14 protein-coding genes and 1 tRNA gene are annotated in these 14,247 nt (G+C 42.2%); 6 read left to right on the forward strand and 9 right to left on the reverse strand.

Features of this window, described 5'->3' with window-relative positions:
• Positions 1-52: 52 nt before the first annotated feature.
• The 7 genes from OKIT_RS08465 to OKIT_RS08495 form a co-directional block, all read right to left on the reverse strand.
• Positions 53-2,056: an FtsX-like permease family protein gene (locus OKIT_RS08465; RefSeq protein WP_007746953.1), complete on the reverse strand. Its 2,004-nt coding sequence runs from the start codon at positions 2,054-2,056 to the stop codon at positions 53-55.
• On the reverse strand, positions 2,057-2,815 hold the full coding sequence (locus OKIT_RS08470; protein WP_007746954.1) for an ABC transporter ATP-binding protein: 759 nt from the start codon (positions 2,813-2,815) through the stop codon (positions 2,057-2,059).
• A 115-nt stretch (positions 2,816-2,930) separates the two neighbouring features.
• The gene (locus OKIT_RS08475; RefSeq protein WP_007746961.1) at positions 2,931-4,589 is read right to left on the reverse strand and encodes a putative glycosyltransferase family protein; all 1,659 of its coding nucleotides are present in this window, start codon (positions 4,587-4,589) and stop codon (positions 2,931-2,933) included.
• Between the two features lie 239 nt (positions 4,590-4,828).
• Positions 4,829-4,900, reverse strand: a tRNA-Glu gene (locus OKIT_RS08480).
• A gap of 58 nt (positions 4,901-4,958) precedes the next feature.
• Positions 4,959-6,254 carry an MFS transporter gene (locus OKIT_RS08485; RefSeq protein WP_007746962.1) on the reverse strand — a complete coding sequence of 432 codons (1,296 nt, stop codon included), beginning with the start codon at positions 6,252-6,254 and terminating at the stop codon, positions 4,959-4,961.
• Positions 6,223-7,527, reverse strand: a complete 1,305-nt coding sequence (locus OKIT_RS08490) for an alkaline phosphatase family protein (RefSeq protein ID WP_007746966.1) — start codon at positions 7,525-7,527, stop codon at positions 6,223-6,225. The genes OKIT_RS08485 and OKIT_RS08490 overlap by 32 nt, the downstream gene beginning before the upstream one ends.
• A 60-nt stretch (positions 7,528-7,587) precedes the next feature.
• Positions 7,588-8,211, reverse strand: a complete 624-nt coding sequence (locus tag OKIT_RS08495) for an aggregation-promoting factor C-terminal-like domain-containing protein (RefSeq protein WP_050804075.1) — start codon at positions 8,209-8,211, stop codon at positions 7,588-7,590.
• Between the two features lie 318 nt (positions 8,212-8,529).
• Between OKIT_RS08495 and OKIT_RS08500 the strand changes: the two genes are divergently transcribed.
• Positions 8,530-9,543, forward strand: coding sequence for a diacylglycerol/lipid kinase family protein (locus OKIT_RS08500; protein ID WP_241778132.1), 1,014 nt, complete (start codon positions 8,530-8,532; stop codon positions 9,541-9,543).
• A 30-nt stretch (positions 9,544-9,573) separates the two neighbouring features.
• Here the strand turns inward: OKIT_RS08500 and OKIT_RS08505 are convergent, their stop codons facing one another.
• Both OKIT_RS08505 and OKIT_RS08510 read right to left on the reverse strand, forming a co-directional pair.
• On the reverse strand, positions 9,574-10,404 hold the full coding sequence (locus OKIT_RS08505) for an aldo/keto reductase (RefSeq protein WP_007746978.1): 831 nt from the start codon (positions 10,402-10,404) through the stop codon (positions 9,574-9,576).
• 79 nt (positions 10,405-10,483) lie between these two features.
• Positions 10,484-11,092, reverse strand: coding sequence for a nitroreductase family protein (locus OKIT_RS08510; RefSeq protein ID WP_007746981.1), 609 nt, complete (start codon positions 11,090-11,092; stop codon positions 10,484-10,486).
• Between the two features lie 163 nt (positions 11,093-11,255).
• Between OKIT_RS08510 and OKIT_RS08515 the strand changes: the two genes are divergently transcribed.
• From OKIT_RS08515 to OKIT_RS08535, 5 genes are all read left to right on the forward strand, one after another.
• The gene (locus OKIT_RS08515) at positions 11,256-11,696 is read left to right on the forward strand and encodes an Rrf2 family transcriptional regulator (RefSeq protein WP_007746984.1); all 441 of its coding nucleotides are present in this window, start codon (positions 11,256-11,258) and stop codon (positions 11,694-11,696) included.
• A 108-nt stretch (positions 11,697-11,804) separates the two neighbouring features.
• Positions 11,805-12,584 (forward strand): (S)-acetoin forming diacetyl reductase, encoded by a 780-nt coding sequence (locus tag OKIT_RS08520; protein WP_007746985.1) that lies wholly within the window; start codon positions 11,805-11,807, stop codon positions 12,582-12,584.
• 101 nt (positions 12,585-12,685) lie between these two features.
• Positions 12,686-13,177 (forward strand): GNAT family N-acetyltransferase, encoded by a 492-nt coding sequence (locus OKIT_RS08525; RefSeq protein ID WP_007746987.1) that lies wholly within the window; start codon positions 12,686-12,688, stop codon positions 13,175-13,177.
• 360 nt (positions 13,178-13,537) lie between these two features.
• Positions 13,538-13,759 carry a hypothetical protein gene (locus OKIT_RS08530; protein WP_007746989.1) on the forward strand — a complete coding sequence of 74 codons (222 nt, stop codon included), beginning with the start codon at positions 13,538-13,540 and terminating at the stop codon, positions 13,757-13,759.
• Between the two features lie 131 nt (positions 13,760-13,890).
• Entirely contained in the window at positions 13,891-14,205 is a 315-nt protein-coding gene (locus OKIT_RS08535) for a PQ-loop repeat-containing protein (RefSeq protein ID WP_007746991.1), read from the forward strand.
• Positions 14,206-14,247 lie beyond the last annotated feature (42 nt).

Consider the following 14,247-nt stretch of genomic DNA (forward strand, 5'->3'; position numbering starts at 1 on the left):
AGCTGATCGGACAAATAAAAAAGCTAGGCCGAATACGGGATAGCTTTTAAGATCACCTCTCAACAAGCCGGTAATAAACTCTGCTCGTCTGTTTGAAAATCAGATAATAGACGATCGCCACGATCGCAATTGTGGCAATGCTCGTCCCCAACAACAGGCCTAATTGAGTTGTGCCGAAGAGACTGATTAATTTTTGGATCATCACAAAGGCAAAAGCAAAGTGGCAGACAGCGACAACAATCGGCATAAAGAAGACAAGCAGAACTTGTGATCGAATCGTCTGACGGACTTCTTGTTTGCTTAGACCGACCTCCTGAAGAATTTCAAAACTCCGTTTGTCTTGCTCTCCTTCGGAAATCTGCTTGTAGTAAATGATCAGAGCAGTACCCAAAATGAAAGTGAAGCCAAGAATCAAACCGATAAAGAGAAAACCACCGGCAAAAGACATAAACTGCTGATGCATCTGATCATAACGCATCATGCTTGGAGGTATACCCATGCCGCTTTCCAGCTGCGATTGATCAGAAATCTTACGGATCGGCTTGTCACTGCCATTCAGACGATAGTTTGATAGTGCCTCGTCCAATTTGCTTGCGTTTTTTGCAGATAAATCCGTGCTGATCGTACTTTGGAAATGCAAATCCGAAGTCATGCCGCCTCCGTTTTTTCCGGCTTGGTCTAAGATTGGCTGGACTTGTTTTTCAGAATTGACAATTAAAATCAGCCAATTAGAAGCCGTCATACTGATAGTCGGAAAATTGCGCATACTGCTGATTTTTCCTTTGATATTAAAACGATGCTGCCAGAAAGTAATCTGTTTGGCGTCAAAATTGCCAATCAGCGGAAACACAATTGCCTGATTATTGGATAACTGGACCTTCTTGCCAGTTAACTTCGTATACATATCAGCCGTCATGAAATTGATTGCAGTCAAAGTCGTAAAACGTTGGGTGGCCTCAAATTTTCCTTGCTTCACGGTTCCGTACAAACCGTCCGACATATTGTAGCCAATACTGTTTTTCAACGGAATATTATTTTCCTTGGCAGCTTGCTGGATTAAAGACTGGCTCTTAGGCAAGGTCGTATTGAAATTAATCATTGTGTTTCGAATAAAATAGCCGTGCAGAAAACCATTAATACTTGTGTATAAGCCAATTGTCGTCGCCAAAGTGACAAAAGTCATCGTGACTAAAATCGTAATATTAGCCAGTCCGGCGGCGTTTTGCTTCATGCGATAAAGCATGCTGGAAACGGTAATAAAATGTTTCGGCTGATAATAATACTTTTTGTTTTTCTTGCGCCGCTTTAATAGCCAAATCGTAAAACTCATATAGAACAAGAAAGTACCAGCAATCACAAATAGAACTGCTATAAAAAATTTGAACAACGCGTCCAGCGGCGAGGCAACTGTAACAGCCATATAATAACCGATCGCCAAAAAGATAATGCCTAAGCATGCCAGGATGACACGTGCCTTGGGTTCTTTTTCCCCCCGGTTCTCATTCTTCAGCAGCTCCAAGCTTGACTGTCTTTTAATCGTCAAGATGCTGATCATCATGAGCAGCAGATAAATAAAAATAAATGCGACCGCCACAACTATGATCGCTGTCGGACTCCACTGCAGATTAAAGTAATTGGTACCCAGCATATTTACCAAAATCAGATACAGGAATTTAGCCAAAATAACGCCAAGAATGCTGCCGATAATAGCAGTGGCAATCAGCATCATGAAAAGTTCCAAAACGGCGATGCGGATAATCTGCTGTTTTTTCAAGCCCAAAATATTGTAAAGACCGAATTCCTTTGTGCGCCGTTTCAATAAGAAACGATAACTGTAAATCATGAAAATCGTAGCGAAAATCAGCAGAACAATCAGTCCTAAAGCAAGCATCATTGCGGCATTCGGTGCACCTGGTACTTTTCTCAAACTGGGACTGAACAAAATACTGGCAATTGTCAGATTCATGACAAACATGACTATACTCGAAAGGCCGAAAGGTAAAAAAGTACTCAGCGATTGACGAATATTGCGGCTAGCAAGTTTTAAATAAAACATTTACTGCACCTCGGTTCCGAGAATATTTGTCATCGTCAGACTGATTTCCTGCATGAAGGCAGGCACTTCCCGATCAGCACGGTAGAGTTGATGAAAAATACGGCCGTCTTTAATGAATAAGACGCGTTTGGCATGTGCGGCTGCCATCGCCGAGTGTGTCACCATTAAAATGGTCTGGCCAGCCTGATTAATTGATTCCAGCAGCGATAGTAGTGCTTCGCTGTTTTTAAAGTCCAACGCCGCAGTCGGTTCGTCAGCTAGGACGAGTTCCGGTTGTGTGATTAAAGCACGTGCAATTGCCACGCGTTGTTTTTGGCCACCGGATAATTCAAAGGGCTGCTTATTTAATAGGTCGGCGATATTTAATTTTGGCGCCAGCTGTGCCAGGCGCTGCTCCATTATGGCAGTTTTCTGTCTGCCTAAAACCAGCGGCAGAAAAATATTATCGCGTACAGACAAGGTATCCAGCAAATTAAAATCCTGAAAAATAAAGCCTAAGTGTTCGCGCCGATAGACAGCTAACTGGTTTTCTTTGATTTTTGTAATGTCCTGATCGTTTAGAATCACAGAACCTGAGGTTGGTTTTTCCAAAGTTGCTAGTATGTTCAGCAGTGTCGTTTTCCCAGATCCGCTCTCGCCCATGATGGCAATATATTCACCTTTGTCAACGCCAAAGGCCACGTCTTGTAACGCAGTCGTCTTCTCTTTGCTAAAACGCGTCTGAAAAATTTTCTGTAAATGATTTACTTGCAGCAGCATATTTTTAATTCCCCTTATCGCTTAGTTGCCAATAAAACGAGTATACAAGGCTGGTTGACGGCTGCTCTGACATTTTTGCGGGAGAATCTGACAATTTCGTCAGCTAAGCGAGCGACTAGTTGCGAAAGCTCTTAAAAATGCGATGCTTTATGATCAGCAAGATGCCAAAAGCGGTAAGCAGCCAGGCAAAACTAGCAAGTAGGATAGAAAAGTTTTGCAGAGGCGTTTTCTCATAAGCGAGCAGATAGGTACCCTGGCCTTTGGGAATTCTGGCAGCTGCATAGCCTTGATGCGAGAACACCTTAGCCCTTTGTCCGCTGCTAAGCGTCACACGATAACCGTAATAATAATATTTAGGGAAAATAACGGTCGTTGCTTTCGGAAAATGATATGACTGATAGATTGTGTCCCCCATCTCGGTGGGTATGATGATTGTTTTACCAGCAGTGATTTGTCTGGTCTGAAAATGTTTTGGCGGTTTATCATAATTAATCCCATTTGGTACGAACTCTTCGCCGCCGCCGATAATTTCATTGCCATAACTGGAGAACTGCTGATCAGTTGTCGCGTGTATGCCCATATTCTGAAAATTTGTTAAAGTTCTAAAATTAAATGTCATAGTCAACAGGACTGATAAGACCATCAATCCGACTTGATACTTTGTTTTACCGACTAGCATCGTCAGCAGAATCACTGCAAATAAAGTTGCAAAAGTTAGGAGACGCCATTCGAATTGGATCTTGGCAAGCGGCGTCTTATCGGCAAACGACCAAAATAACAAGTTACTGGATAAGACGAAAAAAGATGATGCAATTAAGAATAATTGACGAGTTTTGGCAGCCATCCTTCCAAAACGCAGCCCAGCATAAATTAGCGTAATGACCAGAATCGGCCCAATATTAGGGGCCAAATTTTGCCAAACGCCAGCATTGTTTGAAAAAGAATTGCTTATTAGCGAGCCCAATAAATAAGTCAGGCCTTGAGGAGCCATGCGATCTTCACCCATAAAGCGGTAACTACCATGTATCATCTGCTCTAGGATCGGCAGAATAACAGATGCTGACAAGATAACTGCCAGCGAATAAGCAGCCGTTTGCCGATATAAAAAACGCAGTGAATATTTTCTTTGAATCAGCAGCAGCAGATTAAAAATAATCACGATACCCACAATCATGTAGACGGATAAAAAATGGATGTTGGCAATAGTACCAAGCGCAATTCCTGTGATAAGAACACCATATTTTTGATTCGTGACGAGTCGGTAAAAGCCTAAAAAGAACAGCGGCACAAAGGAATAGACCATCGCTTCACCGAGTGCGCCGCGGACAAATAAATCAATCGCATAATAGCTGCTCGTCGTGTATAACACTGCCGCAAATAGTGCCTGCTGCCGTTTTTTAAAGAAGCTTAGCCCGCAATAATAACTAATCACTGCCGTCGCAATCACGTAAACAAGAAGCAGCCCATAGTATGAGGCAATGAATCCAAAGCCGAAATAGTAAAAAATAACAAAGGGCAGCGTCCACAAAGATGGATAAAACAAATCAGCTGCGTAGCCGTATCCTCTCGCCATCGTATCGAAGACCATGGGATGAAAATCAAAATGGGTCGCGACTGCTTGATAAAACATAAGCAGCCGATTCTTATGGAATAGAAAATCGTCCTGGTTATAGATTTGGCGGGCAAACAAATAAGGCAGCAGGACCGATACAGCCACAGCCACCAAAATCAAAATATCATGCCGGCGGCAGACAAAAGTTCTGATTTTTGCCATTACTCAATACTATAAGTCCTCAACACCACTAATGTCCTACAATGGGCTCCAATTGATTACTAATGTTGTATTTAAATCCTGCTGGCGCGTTGAAAATACTTCATCGTTATCAACATAGGCCGTATTTAAAGCGAACATTTTTGAGTCGCGGCAAAACTTCGAACACCTATATACACCTATATATCAGCCTTTATGTACAAAAAAGGCTTCATACCAACAACTGGTACAAAGCCTATTAGTAGCTCGATCGGGAATCGAACCCGAGATTTCGCCGTGAAAGGGCGACGTCTTAGCCGCTTGACCATCGAGCCAAATGGTCAGTGTCGCAATGAAGCAACGTAAATATAGTACGGGAAAACGAGCCGAAGGTCAAGCCTTTTCTGAATTTTCTTTGACGGCAACTAAAAGAATCAGTCCCAGCAGGAATAAAATAACCATACTGAAGGCCCCAATTTGCACATGCCCAGACAACTGAGCTGCCACGCCAAAGAGAAATGGGCCGATAATCGCGGAAAATTTTCCAAAAATATTGAAAAAACCAAAAAACTCTGAAGCATGTTCTTTGGGCAGCAGTTTACCAAAATAGGAACGGCTCAAAGCCTGAATACCGCCTTGAGAAGTGCCCACCAGTACCGCTAAAATCCAAAATTCCAAAGCAGAATTAATAAATAAAGCGTAGCAGACAATCAATAAGTAGACGCAGACGCCAACAATCAGCATACGTTTTGTCCCCACCCTTTTGCCTAAATAACCATATAGAATCGAGAATGGAAATGCCAGAAGCTGGACGACCAGTAAAACAATCAATAACTGCGATGCTTGAATCCCAACCGCTAAACCAAAGGGCGAAGCGACCGTAAAAATTGTGTTGACACCATCAATATAGAAAAAATAAGCCAGCAGGAAGATGGCCAGCTGCCGATACTCTTTTTCTTTGAAATGCTTGATGGTTCCTGAAATTTCTGCAATAGCCGAGCGCAAGGCGTGTTGAGGCAGCGGTAGACTGCTTCTTTGCTTGACATTCCGCCAAAATGGCAGTGTCCAGACCAGCCACCAGATTGCAGCAATCAAAAAAGCCGCATAATAGGCTCTATTGCCCTTTAAAATCCCGCTGACTACCATGCCATAAAAAACTGAAAAAGGCACAAGGCCGCCCATATATCCCCAGCCATAGCCAGCCGAGCTCACCTTATCCATGCGATCATTGCTCGTGACATCAATTAAGTACGAATCATAAAAAATATTGCCGGCTGAATAACCGATATTAGCAATCACGAAAATTCCCAGCAGCAGCCAGAAATGCCGATCCCCCGCCAGAACCAGCGCAGCTGTGGCCGCGATACCAATGATTGTAAAACTGCTGAATAATTTGCGTTTCATGCCCGCAAAATCTGCCAAAGCCCCCAGAAAAGGTGCCGAAAAAGCAACCAATAATGTTGAGAAGGAATTTGCATATGACCAAAAGGCCGCTGAAGATGCTTGCGAATAGCCGCTGTTTTGGCCGACCGACATCAAAAATATCGGCAGGACGGCCGTGACAACGATAATCCCAAAACTGGAATTAGCCCAATCATATAAAATCCAGGACCATTCACTTTTATTTAAGTGTCTGTTTTGGACTGCTGAATCCTGCTTATTTGAAGACGTCATCGATTGTTCTGCCATCAATTGCCTCCTTGAACTTGAGCCCGAGTATATGGGCAAATGTCGGCGCCTCATCAATCAGACGCGCTTGTTTGACGGTATGTCCCTTTTTAATGCCAGGCCCGGATAAAATCAGTGTTGTCTGATAATCTCTTTTCGTCGGCAAAAAACCATGAACAGCCCGATAACGATCTGTGTGGCCCATCATGTCGGGAGTCACCTCTTCAATCAAACTACCCACAGCTGCTTCATCTGTAAAATAATAGCCCGCTTTGGCTTCAACCATTAAATCAGCATTGGCATCAGCGCCCATTTTGACCAATTCATCATGTGTATAGACTTTTTCAACACCCTCACCGGCATGATCTTTAATCAAATGTGCGATTCCGGCGGCCTTTTTTGAATCTTTCAGATAGATATATGTCGACCCGTCTGTTGTCTTAGCCAGCACCTGCCAGTCTGTAATAATACCTTTATCGCTGTCATAATCCAGCCAAGAATTTTGTTTGAACAAATAATTCAAATGGATCATACGGCTGACATTAATTTGATAGTGGTCGCCTAGGACAACAATATTTGTCTGGTCAAAGCGGCCGTCTTCTTTGAGTGCATCGATCATCAAACCAAGATGCGTATCCAAGCGTGATAAGGCTGCCAATGCTTCCGGTGATTCAACGCCATAATGGTGACGCATCGAGTCCAAATCTACCAAATGAATCAGGGTAAGATTCGGAAATTTGTGCCTTAGTGTCCAGACAGCTGATGCCGTGACAAAATCATCCAATTGCGGTTGTGAAATACCATTGCGCATTTTGCCAAACAGCGAATTCATGTGGATCGTAAAAAAAGGTGAACTAGCTCGAAAAGACTGCGTATATTGGTTCTGCCAAATTCGATTAGGAAAGATTTCAGCAATATTATATTTAATTGCTGGGCTGCCAGCTGTGACAGGCCACAAAAAAGCTGCCACAGTCATATTATTTTCATGAGCCAATTGATACAGTGTCGGTTTTTTAATATACTTGGCCCACCAGTACCAATCAGGCGAAAGCCCGCGGGATAATTGTGTCAGCGTGTTATTCACAATGCCATGCCGGCTGGGATAATCACCCGTCACAATTGTCGTATGGCTCGGATAAGTCAGTGTCGGATAGATACCAAATACTTTCTCAACATGTGTCCCACTGTCAATTAGGGCTTTTAAATTAGGCATCAAATTCAGATGGTTCTTTGTATCCAGTTCTCCCAAAGCGTCAAAAGAAACTACCAGTAAGTGTTTCTGATCATTTAGCATAGTCATATTCTAAAACAGGACGAAAAAAAATGCTTCAATTGACGAAGCATTTCACATTATTTAATACCAGCCGTAAATACGATGGTGCTCAGCTGCAGCTTCCCAAGATCCGTAACGGGCAGCAACGTAACGATCTGCTGCCGAACCTGAATAGCCGCCATAACTGGCTGCAGCCTGTGAACCCATTTGGAACAATCCTTGGTATTGGCCATTAGCCGCATTAGGGTTGCCGCCAGACTCGATAGATTTAATCCACTCTTTAGAGGCATTACCCGTAACGCCATAGCTGCCGCTTGATGCAGCAGAATTGACCTGATAGCTGGTTGGTCGAACTTGGGCGGCACGTTGATCAGCTGCTCTCTGGTCAGCAGCACGTTGTGCTTCTGCCTTTGCTTCAGCTGCTTGTTTAGCCTCTTCAGCTTTTTTCTGTTCAGCTGCTTTCTTCGCTGCTTCTTGTGCAGCTATTTTTTTATCGGCCTCAGCTCTAATGGCAAATTGATCGTTAATCGAATTTTGCTCGACAACATGAGCTGAAGATAAGCTATTTATTTGTTTTTGGAATTTGCTCTGACCATTTAAAACTCCCTGTGCAGTGGTTATTGTTGAAGCTTGAAAATGCCCAGACATGACAACTGCTGCTAAGATCATCGATCTGGCAACAGTATTTACAGTTATCTGTTTCATTGCAAGAATAATGTTCTCGCCTGAAAATTACTACAAAATATCATTTAGATTGTCATTTTGTAACAGAGGTTTTTAGTTGTATATAGCAATAAGCCTTAAATATGGGATAAACTTTTGTAATATTTGGACTTACGACTATTTTTCACTTTAACTTTTTTTAATAAGTTGAGAAAAACGGTGAATTCTCACCCACTTGTAATATACAAATTTATAAAAAAGCGGCAAAAATATGTTTTTTTCTTCAAAAAAACGGGTCTTTTTTTAACTAAAAAAACACGATTTTCGTCCTTTAGTCCTTCGCTCAATATGGATGTAGCAATGTCAGTATGTAAAAGCATACAATTAAGAATTATGCATGCACATTTTTATGCCATTGTTAATCAGCATGCCGGTAATTATCGGGGTTATAAAATCTGGCAGCAGATTCAGGAATACATGATCCAAAAAGACGTTCGTCTGTCCGTCCTGCTTTCTGCTTATCCAGGCGCACCCGAGGATCTGGCTTACGATTTAGCCAGCAGTCTGCCGGACAAAGAATCTGATGTCGTCGTCTTGGCTTTTGGCGGGGACGGCACATTGCATGAAGTTCTGAATGGTTTGATTGAGGCTAAACGCCATTTTCCCTTGCCGCTGGCATATATTCCTGCAGGTTCTGGCAACGACTTTGCCCGTGGTGCTGGGCTTAAATCAGCAAGTCATTGGAAACAAGGCCTTTTGGATCTCTTGCAGACAACACATGCTCAAGTGATTAATATCGGCAGTTATCAGCTTCAGGAAAACCAGCCTAGGCGTTTTTTTATGAACAGTTTTGGTATCGGTTTTGATGGTTCGGTTTTAAAAAGAGCCAATCAGTCGTCCTACAAAAATCTACTGAATCATGTTGGCCTAGGTGCGATTAGCTATTTAATTGCGGCTGTATTTACCATTTTTCAAACAAAGGGTTTCCCAGCCAAAATCCACGGACTGGACTTAACAAAAAGCTATGCTAAAGCCTATCTGATGATTGTCACTAATCATCCCTACTTTGGCGGCGGCATTAAAGTGGCTCCAGACGCAAAACTGCATGAAAGTAATCTCAAATTTGTATTGTTTCAAAGACATCATCTGGGCCAAATTATTTTCGATATGCTGGCAATCATTTTCGGCGGTTTTCAATATCATATGAAGGCTGTTGATAATACTCTGCTCACACACGATTTCACGATTGAAGTCAACAGCGGGCAAACGGCACAAGTAGACGGCAAATCAATCGATCAAGAAAATTATCGAGTTCATTTTTCCAAAAGCAGCTACCCTTTCTGGCTTCCGGAGACAATCAATAAAAAGCGTTGACAGTTTTCTGCCAACGCTTTTAATAAGTGTTTAAAATTCTTCATACTCAGCTGGATCCTGATCATTGTTTCGGCCATTGGGTTTTGTCAGGCTATTAATCATGGCCATATCACCATCCGAAATCACAAAGTCGAACAGATCCATGTTGCCGGCCTGGCGAGTTGGTGATGATGCCTTAGGAATCGGCAAGGTTCCCAACTGGACTTCCCAACGGAGAATTAGCTGACCGACATTTTTATTGTATTTAGCTGCTAATTTGATGAGCGTATCGTTTTTCAGCATTTGGCTGGCACGTCCCAATGGACTCCAATCTTCAGTCAAAATATTGTGCTTTGCGTCATAATCACGCTGTGCTTGCTGATTGAAGTACGGATGCAGCTCTATTTGGTTGATCACAGGCATAACACCTGTCTCTTTTTCCAACTTGTCCAAATGTTCAGGCAGAAAATTGCAGACCCCAATAGAACGGATCAGGCCAAATTTCTGTGCTTGAATCAGTGCCTGCCAGGCTTCAACATATTGGCCGCGTTTAGGGTTGGGCCAATGCAGCAGATAGAGATCGTAATAATCCAGTCCTGCTCGATAAAGCGATTCCTGAATGGTGCTGATTGCATCCTGAAAACCGTAGTGCCTGCCCGGTAATTTAGAAGTAATAATCAAATCGGAACGATTAACGCCAGCGCGTTTGACAGCTCGGCCTAAAGCGCCCTCATTTTCGTAATTAAAAGCAGAATCCAGCAAACGGTATCCAGTCTGAATGCCGGAAACAATCGTATTAACACCTTGCGCACCATTCAACAGATAGGTACCAAAACCAACTTTCGGCAAACGCAATCCGTCACTTAATACATAATTTTCCATGAATTTAATGCCTCCATGGTACATATTTTAGTTGAAGGATCACGCAATTGACAAAAATCACAAATAATTGGTCTGGTTTTTAGTTGTAGCGGACTTTAAAACGCAGATCATCTGCCAGGTAATCTTTATCATCGGCCGGCCCTTCGATTGATCCAAAAGGCATTTGGGCCCTTAAGACCCAACCATCCGGTACTTGAAAAGCTTGTTTAATCTGGTCATCAATTAAAGGATTATAGTGCTGTAGATTCGCCCCAAGCCCAACATTAGCCAAGGCAGTCCAGACATTGATTTCAGCTCCGCCAAGGCCTTGTTCGGACCAGTCGCAGAAATTATCTTTATAAAGCGCAAATTGTGCCATATCTTTTTCAATCGTCGGCCGATCTGAGAAATAAAGAATCGTGCCAAATCCAGCCTCAAAACTGTCAATCTTGGCTTTTGTCCGATCATATGCCTCTGGACTAGGCACTTCCGCCTTCAATCGCTCAGCGATAATTTCCCAGACAAGATCAGACGATTTTCCAAATAAAATGATTGACCGAACGGTTTGGTTATTAAAAGCCGTTGGCGATTCTTTAATGACCTGCTCGACTAAATCTGTAATTTCTTCTTTACTGTAATCGACGTTTTTTCCAATAGTTCGAATGGAACGCCGGCTTTTCAATAATTCAAGGTAACTGTGATCAATCATGTTGATAAAATCTCCCATATTTTTAAATTAAGTTGTTACTTTTTTTATAACATGTTAGATTCTATGCTTGCCCATATCACTTGTCAATAAAATCCAAGCTCCCTTTGTTCTCAATAAATGTGTTATATAATAAGTGACAACTATTAAGGTGAAAGAAAGGATTATGGCTAATACACAGCTTTGCGATGCCACTCATGTGCTGGCATATATCGCAATTAACAACAACTCTCAAGTTAAAAGTGCTCAAATTGCAGAAAGCCTCCAGACTGCCCCTAGTTTGGTGAGGCGCATCATGAGCCGTTTGTCCAAAGCTGGGCTGATCAATACGGTACAAGGTGCGACTCAGCCTATGCTTTCCAAACCGGCAAACGAAATTTCGCTGCTGGATATCTATTTGGCTTTGGATGAACACCCTGAGCTTCTTAAAATTGACCAGCATACCTCGCCGGATTGCCCGATCGGAAAACAAATTCCGACGGTAGTCCATCACTATTATGACGAAATACAAGATGCTGCACAGGCCAAAATGGCTGTAATTTCACTGCAGGATATTGTTTCCGACATCAAATCGTCTCAAGAAAAATCAGTGGCAGATATTAAATAACAGCTTTGCGAAACCTTCATTTAGTACATTGTGAATTTTTGTCTTTTTTGCTATAATTGCACTTGTGATTTATTGTACATTAAGGATTTAGAGGGAGCTAAAGGAAAAATGTCGGATAAAGTTGCAATTGTTACAGGTGCCGGTCAAGGTATCGGTGAAGCCATCGCTAAGCGCTTGGCAAAAGATGGTTTTAAGGTTGGTTTGGTCGGCCGCCACGTTGAAAAAGTCGACGCAGTCGCCGAGAGTATCAACGCTGAATTCGGCGCTGATACAGCCTTTGCAGTCAAAGGCGATGTTTCCAAGCGCGATGAAGTCTTCACTGCTGTTGAAAAGATCAGCGACAAATTCGGCGATCTGAATGTGATTGTGAATAATGCCGGTGTTGCACCTACGACACCGATTATGGAAGTCACCGAAGACGACATGGAGTGGACATGGAAAATCAACGTTGATGGTGTTATTTGGGGCACACAAGCTGCCGTAACAGCCTTCAAAAAGTTTAACCACGGGGGCAAAATTATCAACGCCACTTCACAAGCAGGCGTTCAGGGGAATCCTAGTTTGACTGTTTACGGTTCAACAAAATTTGCAATTCGTGGTATCACTCAGACGACTGCCAAAGAACTTGCAGCTTCCAATATCACGGTTAATGCTTATGCGCCTGGTATCGTAAAGACGCCTATGATGATGGATATTGCCCATGAAGTTGGTCAAAATGCTGGTAAAGACGACGAATGGGGCATGGCACAATTCGCCAAGGGAATTGCTTTAGGCAAACTTTCCGAACCAGAAGATGTTGCTAGTGTTGCTTCATTTTTGGCAGGTCCTGATTCAAATTACATCACCGGTCAGACAATCATTGTCGATGGCGGTATGGTATTTAATTAATTTTCTGACAGAAAAAGCCTGCATTCGCAGGCTTTTTTGTTACGTTCCTTTTTTGGATGCGGTAAGCTTTTATCAACTAGAAAATCAGAAACAGAGGAACCATGCAAATAAGAGAGATCCAAGCTAAAGACGATGCGCCTTTAAAAGCAATCATTCAAAATAACTTAAAACATTTCGCACTAGACATTCCGGGAACTGCATACTTTGACCCGGAATTAGCCCATTTAAGCCGCTTTTATGATGCAGCCCAAAATCGAGCCTACTTCGTATTAAGCGACGACCACGATCATGCAGTTGGCGGCTGCGGCATCGCCGAATTCGATAGCACACATCATATCGCCGAACTTCAAAAACTCTATTTATCCGATCAGGCTAAGGGCCAGCACTATAGTTACGATCTGCTGCGTCAGGCTTTGGTTTTTGCAAAGCATGCCGGTTATGTGTCAGTCTATTTGGAAACACATCATCGTTTAAAAGCAGCCATACACATCTATGAAAAGCTTGCCTTTAAAAAATTACCCGCCGCATTATCGGGCTCGTTGCACAACAGCATGGATCTGTTTTACATCAAAGATTTGACAACGTTTTCATAATAAAAAACAACCCCACCAGCAGTGACGAATCATATGGTTTTACCCAACTCTTCAAGACTGTGAACATTTAACGAACAACTGATTCTAAAGCAATGACGCTCCATTGATCACGTCGCTAAATGCTGATGAGATTGCTCCCGGGTCCTTTGAGATCCAACTTTGCTCATTCGCGAAATCTTTAACAGTGAATCCAATCACCGCTTGTGATCTCCTTGACCCTGATTTAATTATAACAGCTTCTGTTTCTAAATGGAAGCGCTTTCCAAAAATTAATTGTCCCTCAACCTTTAATATTCCTTTAGGATGCCTTTGATAAAATAAGCCAAGTAGACTATCTAATCAAATATAGAGGAGTGCGATATGTTTAATCTCATCAAGGACCTATTAAAGGACAACGACCACGTACTTGTGACTTTTATCAATGGCCAATCTCGTGAAATAAAGGAAATCGATCAGCTGCCCGATAACACGAATATTTTCAAAAGCACCGATACAGCGGATTACGAAGTTTATTTTCGTGAAACCAACATCGTGACAATTGTGCCGGAAGCCAAACCAACTCAAATCGATCCGTTAATCTAAAAAGCCAAATTTTGAATGGCTTTTTTTATTGCTTTCTTTGAATTTGACCATTACGCGGTATGTTTATAAACAGTTAATTTTCACTTTGTATGCTGAAATTCGAGTATTTTTCTTTTAAAAATGGAGGTTTTATGAAAATTGATAATTATGTCGCAGAAAACGAAAGGAAACGGACAACGCCTAAACGGATTAAGCATCTCAAAATGATGAGCAAATTTGCGATTTTAGCCTGTTCGCTCATGTATATTTCCTATATTCCGCAGATTATGTCCAATTTCTCTTGGAATCCTGTTTCACCCATTCAACCGGCTATGGCCACGATTAACGCAACTCTTTGGGTTGCCTACGGCTGGTTAAAAACTTACAAAGATTGGCCGGTCATCATTTCAAACGCGCCAGGAATCCTTTTCGGCTTAGTCACTTTTGTAACTGTCTATGTACACTAATAGTTATTCTAAAGTGGGAGGATTAGACAGTTTTTTTGTTAT

This window comes from Oenococcus kitaharae DSM 17330, assembly GCF_000241055.1.
Classification (GTDB): Bacteria; Bacillota; Bacilli; order Lactobacillales; family Lactobacillaceae; genus Oenococcus; species Oenococcus kitaharae.